This is a genomic window from Legionella sp. 16cNR16C, from assembly GCF_021297775.1.
GTDB lineage: Bacteria > Pseudomonadota > Gammaproteobacteria > Legionellales > Legionellaceae > Legionella_C > Legionella_C quinlivanii_A.
In genome coordinates this window covers 829,972-847,688 of record NZ_JAJTMX010000001.1, presented here as the reverse complement: position 1 = coordinate 847,688, position 17,717 = coordinate 829,972, and the positions used below count along the sequence as shown (strand labels likewise).

Here is a 17,717-nt window from a genome sequence, read left to right as displayed (position 1 = left end):
TGTGCTTCCTCTCTTGAATTAAGACCCCGTCTTTTCAATACGATAAAATGATTTTTTGGGGTTAATTATAGAACATAAATAATCAAGTCCGCTTTTTGCCTGCTCCTCGAGCAGGTAGGGCGGGTTTATTATCCATAAGCCGCAGCTATTCATTCCATCGCCTGGAACGCCTGAATGAAACTCAATGTTTAGTGTTTGTTTCGCTGGGATAGCACTTAAATGCCGAAGAAGTTTTTCATGTAAACGATTATCAATAATTGGATACCAGAGGCAGAACACGCCGGTTTCAAATTTTTTATAAGCCAGGCCCATTTTCTCAGGGATCTGTTTGTACTCTGTTTTTATCTCAAAAGATGGATCAATAAAAATCAAACCACGGCGTTCAGGCGGAGGAAGCAAGGCTGTGAGATTATGCATCCCGTCACTATGGGTAAAATGGACGCGCTTGCCCTGGTGAGACAAGGAGTCGAGATGGTCAAATTCTCGTGGGTGCAGCTCGCATGCTGTTAATCTGTCCTGAGGACGCAGATTATCAATAATTAATGAGGGTGAACCCGGGTAATATCTGAGCTCCTCATTATTTAATTTCTGGATGCTTTTTAAGTACGATTCAAAAGCCGTCGGCGCTTTTTTCTTAAATTTCCAGACCTCTGCGATTCCCGCCAGATATTCTCCTGTTTTATTCGACTGCCGATCGCGAAGATCATAAAGCCCTCGTCCGGCATGGGTTTCCAGAATAAACAGAGGTTTTTCTTTTTGTTGCAGACTGGAAAGCAGGTTGGTCAGAACGAAATGTTTAACGATATCCGCAAAATTGCCGGCATGATAACCGTGTTGATAACTGAGCATAAAGACTTTTAAAAAATAAGATTAAAGCAATTATACGTTTTAAACCCGTTCCAGCATACACCTGGGCAGCTCTTTTATTTTTTGCACTATACTCAAATTAAGATCAGTCTTGCACTGATTTGGGCTGATAAAAAACTAAAGTTGCGTTTAGGAGGCGGGTATGGGTTTGCGAAATGAACATGATGACAGTTACTCGTTTTCTGATTATGAGTATACTCATGAAGACGAAGAACAACTCTCTCACAAGAAACGCGTTCGAAAAATGCTGGAGGAGCGGCTCGAAAAAAAACGGCTGCGTGAAGAAATAGATGAGCTGGATGGTGATTTTGACTGGGATGAACTTGATAGATGATTGACCGGTCACGAACCAGTCAGGTGTTTTGAAGCAATCAATGTATTCTGTAGCAGCATTGCGATAGTCATTGGACCAACTCCGCCTGGAACCGGTGTAATCCAGGCGACTTTTTCCACCGCCTCTTTATAATCCACATCGCCGCAAAGACTGCCATCTTGCAGTCGGTGTATTCCCACGTCAACTATTATCTGATTCTCTGATAGCCAGCTTGTATCCAGCACATCTGTCTTGCCCGTGGCGACTACAATGATTTCTGCATTACGAACATGTTTTTCAAGATTGTTACTGAAACGATGGGTGATGGTGACTGTAGACGCTGCCAGCAAAAACTCGAGCATCATTGGTCTACCTACAATATTGGAGGCGCCTATCACTAATGCGTCAGTGCCCCGAAGAGGGATGTCATAACTTCTCAGAAGCTCAATAATTCCAGCGGGAGTACAGGGCCTTAGCAGGGGGGAGCGCTGAGCGAGCCGGCCTATATTATAGGGATGAAAGCCGTCGACGTCTTTTAAAGGCGAAAGAGCCTCGATAATGGTTCCTTCGTTGATATGCTGAGGCAGTGGCAGTTGAACTAAAATACCATGTGTGTTTTCATCCTGATTAAGCTGCTCAATCAATTGCAGCAAAGTCTTTTCATCGGTATCAACTGGTAAATCATAGGCATAGGAATTTATTCCGATTTCAGCACAGGCTTTGCGCTTGTTAGCGACATAGACTTCCGATGCGCTGTCATTCCCAACCAGGATAACCGCGAGACCAGGAGTTACTTCGCCAGAGGATTTTCTTTGATTAATTTCTTCTTTAAGAGATAATTTAAGCTGGGATGCGACAGTTTTCCCATCCAGTATTTGAGCAGTCATTGATTACCTCCTTCAATTTCACATTACCCCGAATGATTATGCCTCTATCAATAGCTTAGCTGCAGAACAGGGATTTTGATGGCCGGCATTATGAAATAGAGCAAATTGATATGCAAATGTTAAATCGTTAAAGAGTATAACTTCGCTTGAATCCATTGAATGAAGATGATAATTTTGTTCTTTTATCTTAGGTTCCGTGAACATATTTTAATTATCCGCATTTTCGCTCACAATAAAATTTGTCCACAGAACCTGGTATTGGGAGTTTTCCTACAGGGAGTGTTGTGAAACTAAATCGTCTGCATGCTGCAATATTAACGATTACTATGCCATTTGCCGTTTACTCCCTGGGCATGGGCGAACTCACTGTAAGCTCCTATCTTAACCAGCCCTTTCAAGGTGAAATTCCCTTGATTGATGTTGATGGTATTCCACTTAACGGGATTAAAGCCAGTCTGGCATCGGTCGAAGATTTTGAACGGATTGGTCTGGAGAGAAAAGAAATTCTCTCGTTCATCCAGTTTGACGTCCGATTAAATAAAAAAGGCAAACCCGTTATTGCATTAACATCACAGGAGCGAATTACCGAGCCTTTTTTGCAATTGGTTGTGGATTTGGCATGGGCAGAGGGACAGTTGTACCGATCCTATACTATTTTACTTGACCCTCCCGGCTATAAACTGGTTACTGTAGTCCATAGTGATAAAGTAATCAGAAGCAAGACGATTAAAGGTCCCGGCATTATAGACAAGCCAGTGTTTACGCATATTGTTGAATTACCGGATGCTGCTCATCAAGTTCGGAAAGAGGCGAGTTATGGCCCAACCCTGGTTAATGAAAATATCTGGCAAATTGCGCAGCGTTATGTGACAACTGACTCCAGCTTACAGCAAGTAATCCTTGCCATAGTGGGCACCAACTCTCAGGCATTCACACAGGGCAATCTGAATGGTCTCAAAATCGGAGAACGGCTTAGAATTCCATCGAATGAGGAAGTATTAAAAATACCTGCTGATCTGGCAAAAAAAGAAGTAGAGGCACACGATACGGCCTGGAAGTCAGGTAGTGAAATAAAGCATGTCCTGTTACCCCCATATATAGACGCAGTGGCTGGCAGTTCGCAGTTTGAGCAAAAAACCAGGCAACAGCCAGGCGTTTCAACAGTATTGCCTATTCCTGCATTTGAGCAGGACAAGTCCACCCAGCCAGTTTTATTTACATCATTATTACCTAAGCCGGATACTGTGGCGCAAGCAGGGGCCAAACAGACTGATCTCAGCATGAAAGCTGAGATGGACGTAAATTCCGCAGCAATTGATGCGGTCCGTTCTGAAAATATGCAATTAAAAGCACAACTTTCTGCTCTCCAGGGCGACAATAAGCAATTGTTGCAAAAGATGCAGCAGCAAAATCAGGAATTCTCCGAACTCAAGACGCAGATTAGTCAATTCATTAAAGAAAGAAAAGGTTTAAAAGCTCAGGTTAATGAACTGAATGATGACAGCAATAGCCTACCCTGGTGGGTGTATCTGTTGCTGCTAACAGGTGGTATCAGTTTAGGTATTATATCAGGCATGTTACTTAGCAGACGGCGCACGGAAAAGCCCCAGTGTGCCCCGGTGGCTGCAAGTTTGCCAGCAAAACCGTGGTCAAATAATTTGCAGGAACTAAAGCCTCAGCTCGAACCGGTTGTGCCTGAAGTAAAGGAAGATTTAAGCCAACAGGTTCCTGAGAGACCGGCTTTTGTTCCTGGCACCACAGAGCAGGCCAAAGAAAGAGAACCGGAGATTCAGGATGATAAGGCGCGCGGTGATATTTTACAGGCAGAACTCAGCGCACAGCGACTGGAGATGCCAAAGGATATTCCTGTTGAGAGTGCTCAGGAATCGATAGACAGCCAATCCGAGCGAGAAGATGAACCTTCTGCTGATGAAGTCATTGATGATGAGGAAAAATTGTCCGAGGCGGACTATACCCTGGAATTTGAACCCGGTCTGCATAAAAAGTTAATTCAGGAAAACCAGCCTGAGACTTCATCGTCGCCTGAATCAGATGATCGCAGTCTTGACTTTGTCCTCGATAAAAGCGACTTGCCTCCACTGCAGGAGACTACGGCAAGTGAAGCGAAAAAAGCAGACGAGCCAGAAGCAACAATGGAATTATCCAGCGACGAAAAGGATTTTTTTGCATCAATGAATCTGGACGAAGAGAAAACAACCACTGGCCAGCCATCGATTGCGCCTGCTGCTGCGGAAACTGCCAATAATGCGCCTGCGGAGCCCGAAGGAAAGGTTTCAGAGCTGGTAACAAGTAAATCCGCATTAGACACCTTGCTGGCTCTGGCCAAAACATATATCAGCATGGATGACCTTCAGGCCGCCAGACAATCTTTGCAGGAAGTGATGGAGCATGGGAGTGAAGAACAAAGGGAGCAGGCGAAAAAGCTTCTCGCTGAGATCAGAGATTAATTTCTACGTTCTCAATGCCATCACAGGGGTTCTTAATAAACTTCTATAGACAAAATAATAACGGTGTATTACATTGGGCCTTTTGAGCAGGAAATGCCATGCGTATTGCCTTAGGGGTTGAATACGACGGAAGCCAGTATCATGGCTGGCAGGCGCAAACAGGCCTGCATACGATTCAACAAGTTTTGGAAAATGCCTTATCCCGTGTTGCGGATATGGATATTTCAGTAGTGTGCGCCGGACGAACTGATACAGGGGTTCATGCCACCAATCAGGTAATCCACTTTGATTGTGAAAAGCAAAGAACGATTCGTGCCTGGATTCATGGGGTCAATTCATTTCTTCCCAAAGATGTCTGTATCAAATGGGGAAAGGAAATGCCGGAGGAATTTCATGCGCGCTATTCAGCGCTTTCACGAAGATATCGATATATCATCTATAATTCGTCTATAAGGCCTGCCTTATTAAGAGGCAATGTGACCTGGCAGTATCGGCAGCTTGAGCATCACTCCATGCAGGAGGCTGCTCGTTTTCTGCTTGGAGAAAACGATTATACGTCCTTTCGCTCGGTAGAATGTCAGTCCAACACGCCCATGCGTAATATCCACACTCTGGAAGTGACACGTAATGGGGATTTGGTCATGATAGATATTACAGCCAATGCATTTTTGCATCATATGGTGCGCAACATTGCGGGTGTCCTGATTGCGGTCGGTACTGGAAAAAAACCGGTGGAATGGGTTGGGGAAGTGCTGCAGGCAAAGGATCGTCGCCTGGGTGCGGAAACTGCTCCTCCTTATGGGCTTTATTTGGTCAATGTAAGTTATCCAAAAGAGTATGGCGTTATTCAGGGCCCGCTTGGCCCCTTATTTCTCTGGAACAAATAATGAATAAACGCGTCCGGATCAAGATGTGCGGGATGACCCGCCGGGAAGATATAATGACGGCTGCTCATTTGGGCGTTGATGCCGTTGGTTTAATTTTTCACCCGGCCAGCCCCCGTCATGTTTCTCTGGAGCAAGCCAGGGAGTTGGTTCGTGACTGGCCTGTTTTTGTTGATCTGGTGGCCGTGCTGGTCAATCCTGCTGTACAGGTGGTGCAGAAGATTTTAGATGAACTGCCGGTTAGCTGCCTGCAGTTTCATGGGGATGAGCCGCCGGAGTTTTGCAGGCAGTTTAATCGTCCTTTTATCAAGGCCGTTCCAGTGATGTCGTCTGCTAGTGTTAATGACGCAATAGCAAAGTATGAGACTGCTTCTGCTCTGCTGCTGGAAACTCCTTCAGTTGGTGTGAGAGGAGGTAGCGGGCAAGTATTTGACTGGAATCTAATCCCGTTACAGAGAAGACTTCCGCTCATCCTGGCGGGGGGATTGAACACAGCAAACATCTTAGAGGCGCTTGAGACCTGTCATCCCGATGCGGTGGATGTCTGCAGTGGAGTGGAGAGTTCTCCAGGTATTAAAGATCATGACAAAATGATTCGTTTTGTCGAATTGGCAGGAGGAATACATGAGCATTAATGAGCTGCCGGACCAATTAGGTCATTTTGGCCCCTACGGGGGGATGTTCGTTGCAGATACGCTGATGTTTGCGCTTGAAAACCTTAAGAAAGCTTATGAGTTTTATAAAAATGATCCCGAGTTTCTTGCCGAACTGGATTTTGAATTAAAAGATTATGTAGGCAGGCCTAGCCCCTTGTACTATGCCGAGCGCCTGAGCAAGCAATTGGGGGGAGCCAGAATTTACCTGAAAAGGGAAGATCTGAACCACACCGGCGCACATAAGGTAAATAATACCATTGGCCAGGGATTGCTGGCCAAGCGGATGGGTAAAACCCGTATTATTGCTGAAACCGGCGCTGGCCAGCATGGAGTTGCCTCAGCAACTGTTGCTGCCAAGCTGGGAATGGAATGCGTTGTCTATATGGGCTCTGAAGATATTAAGCGCCAATCGAGTAATGTATATCGTATGAAGCTATTGGGTGCGACAGTTGTTCCAGTAACTTCAGGCTCGAGAACACTAAAGGACGCGCTCAATGAAGCAATGCGTGATTGGGTTAGTAATGTAGATAATACGTTTTATATCATTGGCACAGTAGCAGGACCTCATCCTTATCCGCAGATGGTCAGAGATTTTCAGGCTGTCATTGGAAGAGAGTCGCGTCAGCAAATGCTTGATAAGACTGGTCGCCTGCCCGATGCGGTTGTGGCTTGTGTGGGAGGCGGCTCGAATGCAATTGGCTTGTTTTATCCTTTTCTGAACGATCCCGCGGTGAAGATATTCGGTGTGGAAGCTGCTGGCAAGGGCATCGAAACTGGAGAACACGCGGCTTCCCTGATTGCTGGAAAACCAGGTGTGCTGCATGGCAATCGAACCTACCTGCTCTGTGATGAAGATGGTCAGATAAAGGATACTCATTCCATTTCTGCTGGTCTTGATTATCCCGGTGTAGGACCGGAGCATGCCTGGCTTCGAGACAGCGGCCGTGCTGAATACGTAGGTATTACAGACGACGAAGCGCTGAACGCCTTTCGCAGGTTAACCCGGGTTGAAGGAATCATTCCGGCCCTTGAGTCAAGCCATGCAGTTGCCTATGCGATGAAACTGGCGCCAGAGATGAAAAATTCCCAGCAAATTATTGTTAACCTGTCAGGCCGCGGCGATAAAGACATGCATACAGTGGCGGAAATTGACGGGATGACGATTTAACCAAGCAAGTAAGAGTGACTGAATGAATCGAATTGATAAAACGCTCTCGGCATTAAAAGCGGCCAATAAGAAAATGCTTAGCCCCTATATAACGGCAGGCGATCCGGGACCTGAGCATACTGTGGAGTTAATGCATTCTCTGGTTGAAGGAGGCGCGGATGTGCTCGAATTGGGGATCCCTTTTTCGGATCCTATGGCTGAGGGGCCGGTGATTCAGGCGGCTATGGAGCGCGCTTTGAGCCATCAGGTGAATTGCGATCAGGTCCTGGAGATGGTCAGGCAATTCCGACAGAAGGATAGCAATACGCCTGTTGTGATAATGGGCTATGTCAATCCCATTGAAATTTATGGCTATGAGCGTTTCGCAAAAAAAGCCAGTGAGGTCGGTGTTGATGGAACGATTTTAGTGGATTTACCTCCCGAAGAAAGCAAACAGGTGAATGAAATTTGGCGCTCCCAGGGTTTGTACAGCATTTATTTATGTTCCCCCACGACTTCAGATGAGCGAATGAAATTAATTAATGAATATGGTCAGGGCTATCTGTATTACGTATCCTTAAAGGGCGTTACCGGCTCAGACGCCCTGAATATGCAGGCTGTCAGGGAAAATTATCAATATCGAAAAACGCAGACAAGCATCCCTTTAATGGTTGGCTTTGGAATTAAAACTCCGCAAATGGCTGCGGATGTCGCTGAATTTGCTGATGGCGTCATTGTGGGCGCTGCGCTAATTAACGCGATGATTGATGCTTTTAACCAGAAAAAGAATATTAAACAGGCTGTGAATACTTTAATTAATTCGATCAGAAATGCGATAGATGGATAATACGATGACAGAAATTAACGAAAAAAGAGCTCATTTTATCAGACAGTTAATCACTGATGATCTGGAGACTGGAAAGCATAAAGAAATTATTACCCGATTCCCTCCGGAGCCTAATGGCTATTTACATGTAGGTCATGCCAAGTCAATTTGTCTGAACTTTGGTCTGGCAGAAGAGTTTTCCGGAAAATGCTACTTCCGTTTTGATGACACCAATCCAATCAAAGAGGAAGAAGAATATGTTCATGCAATGATCGAAGATGTCAAATGGCTGGGATTTCAATGGCACGAGATGACTCATTCTTCTGATTATTATCAGCAATTGTATGATTATGCGGTGTTGCTGATTAAAGAAGGGAAGGCCTATGTTGACAGCTTAAGCATGGAAGAAATCAGAGCCTATCGTGGAACTTTGCAGGAACCAGGTAGAGAAAGTCCCTATCGCGCGCGAAGCATAGAGGAGAATCTGGATTTATTTGAGCGAATGAAAGCAGGGGAGTTTCCTGACGGAACTCATGTGCTGAGAGCCAAAATTGATATGCAATCCGGCAATATTAATATGAGAGATCCGGTACTATACCGCATTCGACATGCCAGTCACCAACGCACAGGTGATCAATGGTGTATCTATCCGATGTATGATTATGCGCATCCCATTTCGGATGCACTCGAAAAGATAACTCACTCGCTATGTACGCTTGAATTCCAGGATCATCGTCCCTTATATGATTGGTTTATCGATAACCTGCCTGTTCCGGCTAAACCCATTCAAACCGAGTTTGCACGCCTGAATCTGTCACACACAGTCACCAGTAAACGCAAACTGAGGCAGTTGGTTGAGCAAAATGTTGTAAACGGTTGGGATGATCCCCGTCTTCCTACCATTCGCGGCATGCGTAAAAGAGGTTATCCGCCAGCGGCTCTCCGTGAATTTTGCGAGCAAATTGGTATTTCCCGCAGTGATTCCGTCATTGACATGTCTGTTCTGGAAGCCTGTGTCCGCGATGAGCTAAACCGCCATGCTAAACGAGCTTTGTGTGTTCTTGAGCCAATTAAACTGGTCATTGAAAATTATCCTGAGGATAAGGTGGAAGAGCTTATCGCTTCCTATCACCCTCAGGATCCGGATGCTGGTAACCGAGTCCTTCCTTTTGCTCGTGAGATATATATCGAGCGAAGTGATTTTATGGAAAACCCTCCGAAAGATTATTTTAGATTGACAGTCGGTGCAGAAGTGCGTTTAAGACACGCCTATGTGATTCGCTGCAATGAGGTGTTGCGCAATGAACAAGGTGAAGTTGTCGAGTTGCGCTGTACTTACGATCCCGAAACACTTGGAAAAAACCCGGTCGGCAGAAAGGTAAAAGGGGTTATTCACTGGGTCTCCGCACATCACGCTTATCCGGTGACTATTTATCAGTACGATCGTTTGTTCAACGATGCGAATCCAGGGCGTGAAGACGATTTCATGCAGTTTTTGAATCACGATTCATTATTGGTACAGCAGGCCTATTGTGAACCATCACTGGCCAAGTCGAAAGAAAATGAAGTCTATCAATTCGAGCGCCTGGGATATTATTGCGTCAATGAAACCGAAGCGGGGCAGGTTAAAGCGTTTCACCGTGTGGTTGGACTAAGAGACACTTGGACAAAAATTAGTTAAGAGAGCAGGCATGTTAAGTTTATATAATTCGCTGACAAGACAAAAGGAAGCATTTAAAGCACTAACCCCGGGTAAAATCGGTCTGTATGCCTGCGGTATCACCGTATATGATCGTTGCCATTTAGGTCATGCCCGCTCTATGGTTTGCTTTGACGCGATTGTACGCTTTCTGCGCAGCCAAAATTATGAAGTAACCTATGTCCGTAATATTACGGATATTGATGATAAAATTATCGTACGGGCGCAGGAGCGGGGCATTTCTATTAATGAACTGACCAGTCATTTTATTGATGCAATGCACAATGATGAGCGTTCATTGAATATCTTACCGCCAGATGTTGAACCGCGTGCCACAGCTCATATCCATTCCATCATTCAGTTAATTGAAAAATTACTGGCGCGCAAAAACGCTTATATCAGTGATAATGGCGATGTGTGCTTTGAGGTGAGCAGCTTCAAAGAGTATGGCAAATTATCTCACAAGGATTTGGAAGGGCTGGTAGCAGGCGCCAGAATCGAGGTCGTCAGAGAGAAGCGTTCTCCTCTTGATTTTGTATTATGGAAATCAGCGAAACCCGGCGAACCCAGTTGGCCTTCTCCCTGGGGTGACGGACGGCCAGGCTGGCATATTGAATGTTCAGCAATGGCGATGCATGAGTTAGGCCAGCAATTTGACATTCATGGCGGAGGCCTGGATTTACAGTTCCCTCATCATGAGAATGAAATTGCACAGAGTGAAGCGGCAACCGGAAAACCCTTTGCCAATTATTGGATCCATGTGGGGATGCTGCAGGTTAACAATGAGAAAATGGCGAAGTCTTTGGGGAACTTTTACACGATTGAAGATGTGCTTAAGAACCATCATCCCGAAGTGATTCGTTATTTTCTGTTAAGCAGCCATTACCGCAGCCCGTTGAATTATTCGGATGAAAATTTAAGCAACTCGGCCAAGGCGCTGACCCGGTTATACCAGTCACTGAAGGATATTGAATTTTCGGGCAATGAAGAGATGGATACTGACTGGTCTAATCAGTTTAATGAGGCGATGAATGATGACTTTAATACCCCGATCGCGCTTTCAGTGTTATTTCAACTGAGCCATGAGCTAAATAAAACCCGTGATCCACGCCAGGCTGCGACCTTAAAGAAGCTGGCTGAAGTTCTTGGCTTGCTGCAAATAGAACCTGAGCAGTTTTTACAAGCTGAGCCCACAGGTATTGATAAGGCGACTATTGAGCAGCTTATTGCTGAGCGTACACAAGCCAAGGCTGAAAAAAACTGGAAGCGTGCGGATGAAATCAGAGATCAGCTTGCCGAAAGTGGTGTGGAGTTGGCGGATAGCGCCTCAGGAACCAGCTGGCGGCGAAAAAACTGAGCTTAAGTTTCAATACACTGTCATGCCCCGTCATCTCGAACGCAGTGAAAGATCGCCGAATACTGGCACAAACCAAGATTTAGGAGATCTCTCACTGCGTTCGAGATGACGGGGTGCCTGTGAGTAAGGACACAATCAAGCTGATTGATTGGATGGACGCTCAAACTGCAGTGACTTAAGCTCCTCCTCAATATCCACTGCATAAGATTCCTGAGATTTACTGGAATGAAATAGCGTATTACGCCAGTCAACCTTCTTAATCATCGTTTTCAATTCATCCTGTGTATTGGATCTCAGCATTTCTGGAATTACTGATTTAGTATATTTACTTGCAAAATACCAGATGGAGTTATTCTTTAGTAGTTCACGCGGATTATTCTCTCCGGCTTCAACATCCGGATTAAACTCTCGGTTAGGTAGTGCTTCCGGGCTTTGAATACCATATTTATCTCTTTTATGGTAGGCCCAGGCTCGCAAATCCTGGGTTTCACCCTGTTTGCTGGTCCTTAGAACCTGTCTTGCGTCCTCATTATTAGCAATATATTGCTTAAGCTGCTTGGGGGAGCTTGTCAAATGCATGAACTCAGGCGGCAAGCGATAGAAAATAATGGTAGTTCCATCGACGTTTACTTCACTGATGAGGTACTTGTCTTTTAGTACTTCTTTAGTGAATGATGGGTATCGGCAGACCATTGATAAATTTTTCAGAGCATAATAGCGGCATCCTGTGGCAGCCGACTGCTGAGCGGTTTGAGATTTCAAAAGGACAACGTCTTCACCAGATATGGAATATTTTCCGCTATTCAGTAAATCCAGAATAAACTGTTGTAAATTCCATGTAGCCAGAGAGTCCACAACATTTATATATAAGATTTCATCGATTTTTTCTAAAACAACCAGACAGCGATGCGCGCCATCATCATGATAGATGTGGCAGCGGTCTTTATCAGATACAAAAAATTTCTCAGCAAATTGTACGAGTTCAATCGCATCGCAATCACCGCTGATGAAATAGACAGATAAATCCTTATGGTTCTGATGGCGTGATCGGATTTTATTTCCCTTGGCATTCAGCATTAATGCTAAACCTTTTATGGAAAGATCATCATTTTCATCAAAGACTGAGTCGTTCGAAATGTTCCGATTAAAAATATCGAGCAATTGGGAATCATAGGTTGAATACAAAAAGGAGCAAAGCTCGGTTAATTGAAGTTTTTCAGCCATGTCGAAGGCTGTTTGGTTCTCCTCATTCCTGTAGATATGGGGAAGATACCATCCGCTGTTAACCAGCATTTTGGCAATGTCTATTTGAGAATGCAGAATGGCAATTAATATGAAATTATTCTTTTTACTATCCCTAAGGTATCGTGTTTCAGGAAAGTGAGTGAGAAAATAATGGACATCATCCTGATTGCCAGATGTTATGGCATCCGTAATTGCCTGAAGAAAATATTCGCTTTGCAAAAAGCCTTTCTGATCTTTCCATTTATCCAGCCGATGAAGAAATTGAATCAAAGACCCAATCTTTTCAGGAGAACGAGCTTTATCTTTGTTTAATTCACAGAAAGGAATGAGCTTGCTTAAATCGATAGTCGCCCGTTCTGCAAAATATCGAGCGATATTGCCACTTTCAAACTGAATGCAAAATGTAATTAGTTCCTGACTGAAAACTGAAAGCCAGGCTTTTTCAATTTGAGGGTAGGACCTGAAAAATGTGAGTAACTCTTCCAGGTTATCATCTTCAAATAATTGGCGAAAATCTTGAGGGCCCATGATGATATCTACGCAAAGTTTAAATTAATCTATTTTAAACAACGATGCTTAAGTCAATATTAGCAAGTTAAATTTCAGCAATTATCTGAAATGTCTTGGCAATCGATCTATTTAAACCTATTATTAATTTTTACCCTAAATGTGAGTTTTTTTCTCTATCTTCACTTTTTTCTATTAATCAGTATGTTATTGTAAAAAAAGGACTTTATTTTGAACAAGAAAAAAATACTGGAACTTATTCACAGCAAACAAAATTACAAGAAAATCTCAATGGCCCTAATCAATGGATTGTCGAAAAATCCTGGGCTCATGGCATTAGCTTATAAAAGCACTACTTCAAGCGCTAGCAACTTGTCTCTCTTTCACTGTCTGCTTGAAAATAATAAAGAAGATATATTTTTTGAGCTACTTAAAAATCAAAGCTTTTGGCCATTACTATTTCGAGAGGATAGTGAAGGGCAAAGTGTTCTCCATTATCTCGTGAAATCTGAAAAAGACAATTCAACTTTGTTGGCAAATATTCTTGAAATTCGTCCTGGTCTAATCAATCGCTTAACCAGAAACGGCGATACTGCGTTGCATATTGCAGTAAAAAGCGGACGAATTTGGGCGATAAAAGCCTTGGTTAAGCAGGAAAAAAATGATGTATTGGCAAGAAATGAGCAGGGTGAGTCAGCTTTCGGCCTGGCCGCCAATAATCGAGCCGTATTGAATGCACTGGTAAGTAAGGATTTGGAACGCTTAAGATCCATAAGTCTCGTTTCCTGTGATACGTCCTCATCAAAAAAATCGGAAATCAGAAAGACCTTTCCTCGTTTTTGCCCTTTACCCGCTGGAAACACATCTTCTATCATGGCGGATCTTGAAAATGACAGAAGGTATACCTGGGAAGAGGCACTCCAATTGATGAGAGGAGATACTTTTCAATCCCAGGAAGACGAGTCTCTGGATGATTTCTCTCGCACATTTCTTGAATTGCTTAAAAATTATAACGAAAAAAGCACATCAATAGTCTATTTAAGACAACTATCTGATTTTATTAAAAAATCAAGAATATTATCCTATGCGGATAGCCAACTGGAAGCGACTATTTTTAAAAATGGCAAAAGCCAGGAAATACTGGCTGAACTATTGCAGGTTCTTCAACCAGTTGTTCAGGAGGAATCAAAAAAACTCTATGAAAAGCACTTCAGGCTAGTGGAAAATTATCTCCAGTTAATTTTAATTGAAGGCTTTAATCAGAACTATGTAAAGAATACTCCACCTTCATTTGAAGCCCTGGATTCTAATAAGGCAAAGTTACTTGAGGCGCTCTGGAGTATGACGGAGATGTCCAGTATCAATTTTGAAAATGGGCACATTCCCATGGACTTGCTGAATCGGCAGATCTTAGGCTTACAACAGGAGTATAGTTTTGAAGAAATTCTGAATGGTTTGTATCTTCTGTTTCCAAAATTAGATCGAAGACAAAAATTGCTTTCACACTATTTCAATTGGCAGCTTCTTTATTATAACGGAGCTATTGGCAATATTTCCAATGAGGCTTCTTTCCAAAACCAGTTGAGCTTATTCGGTAAACGCAGTCTATATTATACGCAAGGCCTGGATGAGTTAGGGCTTCCTTTAAGTAAATTATTTGATGAACTCGTTAAGCTGCATAGTTCTCCATTCTTCAGGAACTATCGGCAACTGATCGATTGGAGCAATCATCCAAAAATTTCGCAGCGGTGCAGTTTTGATGCCCTGGTAGATAGTGCATTACAAAAGAAACCTGGAGAGCGCAGTGCTGAAGTGGAGTTAATTGCCGATGAGTTACGCATGCTCACCCGCGATTTCTACAGAAACGTTTCACTGGAAGAGTTCAGGCATAGTAGTTGGTCTAAGGCTGATCAATCAGATAAAGCCAGGACAATTCTTCAATGTACAGATAATTTTAATAAATTAAATAATTATTTTGTACAGAAAATTCTCAGTCAGACTTCTAAAAACGTAGCTAATGTCTTGCAACTGCTTTTACAATTAGCCCAGGCGCTTTGTAATTTCAGGGGAGAAAGTGAAGCTGATTTGAACCATCTCATGTTAATAGCGAGTGTCTTGAATTCTCATCGCATCCTTCGGCTTAATAAATATTTTAAAAAACTAACGCCAGCTGATCGTGAAGTCTATAATCAGCTTGATGAGCTGGTCAGCAACCAGGAAAATTTTAAATGGCTGCGCCGTGCGGCAAGCTCATTTGATAGCTCGCTGCCCTTTATCCCTGGGATACTGGGAGATATTACGAAGGCCTCCGAAGGGAACTCCAAATTGATTTCCAAATCAGAGCAGGTGGGCGGCACTATTCTCAATCTCTATGAAAGAAAATGTAAAAACCAGTTTCAAGCCGATTGTTTTCGTACGGATATACGTGAATTTTTAGCTAAGTATACTTTTTATAATGAGGATGAGCAGTCCTTAGCCTCTTATGTGTTATATCCCAGGAATGTATTTCTGGATTTAAGCCAGATTAATTTTTCTAACGTAACGTCAATATTGCAGCGATTCAACCAGGATTTTCTGGATCAGAATCTGCTGCCAAAAATCAAAATAGGGGATAAACTGGATTTGCCTAAACTCTCTTTACCAAAGTTATTATCGGTTTTTCATAACTGGCTGAAATCCATGACTCACTTGTCGGAACCCCAGTACCTTTTCTTACAGAGTACGCTGACCTCTTTGAGTGAAAGTGTAGCCCGTGCAATAAAAATAAATAATGAGGTTTATGTAAAAAAGATGGGTTTTCCCTATATTGAAGAGCATTGCTACAAACAAAGACTTCAATCATTTTTTTTATATATTGAGCGAATAAAGGCACAGCCAGCGAATAGAGAAAATGCGGATAGTCCAAGAACAGCAATAGGGAAACTTAAAGCACAGCTGCTTTTCTTTGGCTCTTCGCGAGCGATGCCAGGTGAAGGAGAATCCAAACCAGCTAAACGAGTTCAATCTCTAAATGCATCAGAGAGCAGTTCCTCTTTATGGAAAGAGCCCCGGCGAAAAAGCACGCCCCCGTCACTGGAATGCGGTTCTGTCGGCATCAGCCTCGATGGGGGTTTAGCGAGTCTTACGCCCATTGAAGAAAGTATTATTCAGATGGCTAGCGATACATTTTCTCTCTGAATAAAGATTTTGTTGCTGTAGGAATCAACCCTCTCCCGGAGGGAGAGGGGATTTCTTAAGAAAGTTTCACTTATTGGCAGTGTCCAAGAGGGAGAAGGGATATTTAATTCAAAATTTAACCTTTCATGTCCTCTCTCCCTCTGGGAGAGAGTTAGAGAGAGGGTTTAAATGCTTAACTCGAGAAAAACAAAAAGCTTAATGCTGACTGGTTACCCTTAATATCTCGGCAAGTGAGGTGTCGCCAGCCAGCACTCGTTTGAAACCATCTCCGCGAATTGTGGGAACAGCGGGCCTTAAATATTTTTCAATGGTCTGCAGGCTGTCGTTACGGTGAATCATTCCTTGTAAGGTCTCATCAATAGGGATGAGTTCATAAATACCGCTTCGTCCACGATAGCCCAGAAAATTGCATTCCTCACAACCTTTAGGTTCACATACCTTTGATGTATCCATATCAGGAGTAAGTCCCATGAGTTCTCTTTCATCAGGTCGTAAATGATGAGGGGCTTTGCAGTGAGGACATAGTCGTCTGACCAAGCGCTGCGCAATTAATCCAACAAGGCTGGAGGAAAGTAAAAAAGACTCTACACCCATATCATTTAAACGGGTTAAAGCCCCAAGCGCACTGTTGGTGTGTAAGGTTGAAAGTACCAGATGTCCGGTAAGGCTTGCCTGCACCGCAATTTCAGCAGTTTCCAGGTCGCGAATCTCTCCAATCATCACCACATCCGGATCCTGTCTTAAAATGGCGCGTAAGCCCTTTGCGAAAGTCATCTGCACTTTGGTATTAACCTGCGTCTGGCCAATCCCTGGTAAATCATACTCAATGGGATCTTCAATAGTTAGAATATTACGGCTTACTTCATTTAATTCGGTGAGCATTGCATAAAGGCTGGTTGTTTTACCTGAGCCAGTTGGACCGGTCACCAGAATAATACCATGCGGTTGTGCAATCATTCCTCGCATGATTTTAAGAATATAATCGGGCATTCCTAATAAGCTAAGGTCGAGCTGTGCGGCCTGCTTGTCGAGAATACGAAGTACAATGCGTTCACCGTGGTTAGAGGGAAGGGTAGATACGCGTACATCGATATTATGTCCGCCGATTCGTAAGGCGATGCGGCCATCCTGGGGAATTCGTTTTTCCGCAATATCAAGCTTGGCCATAACTTTGACCCTTGATATAACCAGCGGGGCGATTGCACGCTGAATTTCCAGCACCTCATGCAAGACACCATCAATCCGATTACGGACTAACACTCGGCTTTCATAGGTCTCAATATGAATATCCGAGGCTTTTTGTTTGATAGCCTGAGTGAACAAGGCATTGATTAATCGAATAACCGGTGCATCATCCTGATTTTCAAGCAAGTCTTCACTCATCGGCAGTTGATCCGCCAGCAGGGATAAATCCATATCCTCTTCCATCCCTTCTGCGGCATCGAGTACTGAGGAGCGTGATTCATAATAATGTGCCAGATGCTGTTGGAATTCGGTATCCGAGACTTCCTTTAATTCGAGACGGCATTGTAAGGAGCGCTGTAATTCAGCCAGAGCTGAAAAAGAGGGTTGTGGTAAATGATAAACCAAGGCGACTCCTTTCTCATTAGGAGGTGTGGCTACGATACCATTATTTTTGGCAAAGCCGTAAGGGATTTGCCTGGGTTTTTCCTGTGTTTCCATC

The 17,717-nt window shown here is 43.7% G+C and carries 13 protein-coding genes; 9 read left to right on the top strand and 4 right to left on the bottom strand.

Annotated features, from left to right (window positions below; genetic code table 11):
• Positions 1 to 18 precede the first annotated feature (18 nt).
• Positions 19 to 849 carry a 23S rRNA (adenine(2030)-N(6))-methyltransferase RlmJ gene (locus LXA66_RS03765; RefSeq protein ID WP_233011981.1) on the bottom strand — a complete coding sequence of 277 codons (831 nt, stop codon included), beginning with the start codon at positions 847 to 849 and terminating at the stop codon, positions 19 to 21.
• A 160-nt stretch (positions 850 to 1,009) separates the two neighbouring features.
• Here LXA66_RS03765 and LXA66_RS03760 point away from each other — a divergent pair, with 160 nt between their 5' ends.
• The gene (locus LXA66_RS03760; protein ID WP_058508126.1) at positions 1,010 to 1,201 is read left to right on the top strand and encodes a PA3496 family putative envelope integrity protein; all 192 of its coding nucleotides are present in this window, start codon (positions 1,010 to 1,012) and stop codon (positions 1,199 to 1,201) included.
• Positions 1,202 to 1,209: 8 nt separating this feature from the next.
• Here the strand turns inward: LXA66_RS03760 and folD are convergent, their stop codons facing one another.
• Positions 1,210 to 2,067, bottom strand: a complete 858-nt coding sequence (gene folD / locus LXA66_RS03755; RefSeq protein WP_233011980.1) for a bifunctional methylenetetrahydrofolate dehydrogenase/methenyltetrahydrofolate cyclohydrolase FolD — start codon at positions 2,065 to 2,067, stop codon at positions 1,210 to 1,212.
• 284 nt (positions 2,068 to 2,351) lie between these two features.
• On the opposite strand from folD, the gene LXA66_RS03750 reads away from it, so the two are divergent.
• From LXA66_RS03750 to cysS, 7 genes are all read left to right on the top strand, one after another.
• Positions 2,352 to 4,535, top strand: coding sequence for a FimV/HubP family polar landmark protein (locus LXA66_RS03750; protein WP_233011979.1), 2,184 nt, complete (start codon positions 2,352 to 2,354; stop codon positions 4,533 to 4,535).
• A 98-nt stretch (positions 4,536 to 4,633) separates the two neighbouring features.
• On the top strand, positions 4,634 to 5,422 hold the full coding sequence (gene truA, locus LXA66_RS03745; RefSeq protein WP_233011978.1) for a tRNA pseudouridine(38-40) synthase TruA: 789 nt from the start codon (positions 4,634 to 4,636) through the stop codon (positions 5,420 to 5,422).
• Positions 5,422 to 6,054 (top strand): phosphoribosylanthranilate isomerase, encoded by a 633-nt coding sequence (locus LXA66_RS03740; RefSeq protein ID WP_233011977.1) that lies wholly within the window; start codon positions 5,422 to 5,424, stop codon positions 6,052 to 6,054. The genes truA and LXA66_RS03740 overlap by 1 nt, the downstream gene beginning before the upstream one ends.
• Positions 6,044 to 7,243 carry a tryptophan synthase subunit beta gene (gene trpB / locus LXA66_RS03735; protein ID WP_233011976.1) on the top strand — a complete coding sequence of 400 codons (1,200 nt, stop codon included), beginning with the start codon at positions 6,044 to 6,046 and terminating at the stop codon, positions 7,241 to 7,243. Before LXA66_RS03740 ends, trpB begins: the two co-directional genes overlap by 11 nt.
• Before the next feature lie 22 nt (positions 7,244 to 7,265).
• A complete protein-coding gene (trpA, locus tag LXA66_RS03730; protein WP_233011975.1) occupies positions 7,266 to 8,069 on the top strand; it encodes a tryptophan synthase subunit alpha in 804 nt (267 codons plus the stop codon).
• Between the two features lie 4 nt (positions 8,070 to 8,073).
• Positions 8,074 to 9,729, top strand: coding sequence for a glutamine--tRNA ligase/YqeY domain fusion protein (locus LXA66_RS03725; protein WP_233011974.1), 1,656 nt, complete (start codon positions 8,074 to 8,076; stop codon positions 9,727 to 9,729).
• 10 nt (positions 9,730 to 9,739) lie between these two features.
• On the top strand, positions 9,740 to 11,104 hold the full coding sequence (gene cysS / locus LXA66_RS03720) for a cysteine--tRNA ligase (protein ID WP_233011973.1): 1,365 nt from the start codon (positions 9,740 to 9,742) through the stop codon (positions 11,102 to 11,104).
• 135 nt (positions 11,105 to 11,239) lie between these two features.
• Here cysS and LXA66_RS03715 read toward each other — a convergent pair whose 3' ends face one another.
• Entirely contained in the window at positions 11,240 to 12,877 is a 1,638-nt protein-coding gene (locus tag LXA66_RS03715; RefSeq protein WP_233011972.1) for a hypothetical protein, read from the bottom strand.
• A 210-nt stretch (positions 12,878 to 13,087) separates the two neighbouring features.
• On the opposite strand from LXA66_RS03715, the gene LXA66_RS03710 reads away from it, so the two are divergent.
• Positions 13,088 to 16,033, top strand: coding sequence for a RasGEF domain-containing protein (locus LXA66_RS03710; RefSeq protein ID WP_233011971.1), 2,946 nt, complete (start codon positions 13,088 to 13,090; stop codon positions 16,031 to 16,033).
• Between the two features lie 195 nt (positions 16,034 to 16,228).
• On the opposite strand, the gene lspE is transcribed toward LXA66_RS03710, so the two are convergent.
• On the bottom strand, positions 16,229 to 17,716 hold the full coding sequence (gene lspE / locus LXA66_RS03705) for a GspE family T2SS ATPase variant LspE (RefSeq protein WP_233012061.1): 1,488 nt from the start codon (positions 17,714 to 17,716) through the stop codon (positions 16,229 to 16,231).
• Position 17,717: the final 1 nt, after the last annotated feature.

Bases quoted from the DNA above. Each gene is read 5' to 3' on its own strand.
- LXA66_RS03765 (WP_233011981.1), bottom strand. From the start codon at position 849: ATGCTCAGTTATCAACACGGTTATCATGCCGGCAATTTTGCGGATATC.
- LXA66_RS03760 (WP_058508126.1), top strand. From the start codon at position 1,010: ATGGGTTTGCGAAATGAACATGATGACAGTTACTCGTTTTCTGATTAT.
- folD (WP_233011980.1), bottom strand. From the start codon at position 2,067: ATGACTGCTCAAATACTGGATGGGAAAACTGTCGCATCCCAGCTTAAA.
- truA (WP_233011978.1), top strand. From the start codon at position 4,634: ATGCGTATTGCCTTAGGGGTTGAATACGACGGAAGCCAGTATCATGGC.
- LXA66_RS03740 (WP_233011977.1), top strand. From the start codon at position 5,422: ATGAATAAACGCGTCCGGATCAAGATGTGCGGGATGACCCGCCGGGAA.
- trpB (WP_233011976.1), top strand. From the start codon at position 6,044: ATGAGCATTAATGAGCTGCCGGACCAATTAGGTCATTTTGGCCCCTAC.
- trpA (WP_233011975.1), top strand. From the start codon at position 7,266: ATGAATCGAATTGATAAAACGCTCTCGGCATTAAAAGCGGCCAATAAG.
- LXA66_RS03725 (WP_233011974.1), top strand. From the start codon at position 8,074: ATGACAGAAATTAACGAAAAAAGAGCTCATTTTATCAGACAGTTAATC.
- cysS (WP_233011973.1), top strand. From the start codon at position 9,740: ATGTTAAGTTTATATAATTCGCTGACAAGACAAAAGGAAGCATTTAAA.
- LXA66_RS03715 (WP_233011972.1), bottom strand. From the start codon at position 12,877: ATGGGCCCTCAAGATTTTCGCCAATTATTTGAAGATGATAACCTGGAA.
- lspE (WP_233012061.1), bottom strand. From the start codon at position 17,716: ATGGAAACACAGGAAAAACCCAGGCAAATCCCTTACGGCTTTGCCAAA.